We start from the raw sequence: 355 nt of genomic DNA, 5'->3' as shown, positions 1-355 counted from the left end.
TTCACCGTCAGCACCATGGTGTCGCCGGTGACGGTGAGCTGCGCGAGTTGGGTGTCGGCGGCGGAGAGTCGGGCCATCGGACTTACCTGCGGTGGGGTTTGGATGTCGGTGATCCGCAGTGGTGTCACCGCCGAGGCCGTCTCGTCGACCCGACGGGTCCGGGCGAGCAGTTGACGGCGCACGCCCCGCGCGAACCCCGACGGCACATACTCCGCAGCACACTCCGGTGCGGCGATGCGTCCGGTGACGGGATCGAACCGGGCCGACAGCGCCGCGATCGCCGCATCCCGATACGCCAGGGTCCGCAGGGTCGCGGTGGCGTGGGCGGTGACCACCCGCGTCACCCGCGACGGCA

At 71.3% G+C, this 355-nt stretch carries 1 pseudogene; it reads right to left on the bottom strand.

The window, feature by feature from the left end:
* Nucleotides 1–355, bottom strand: a pseudogene (locus I0Q12_RS23590) (transposase); the annotation flags it as partial.

Origin of the sequence: Rhodococcus sp. CX, from assembly GCF_015865005.1 — a bacterium.
Taxonomy (GTDB): Bacteria; Actinomycetota; Actinomycetes; order Mycobacteriales; family Mycobacteriaceae; genus Rhodococcus.
This window is presented reverse-complemented; position numbering and strand designations above follow the sequence as displayed.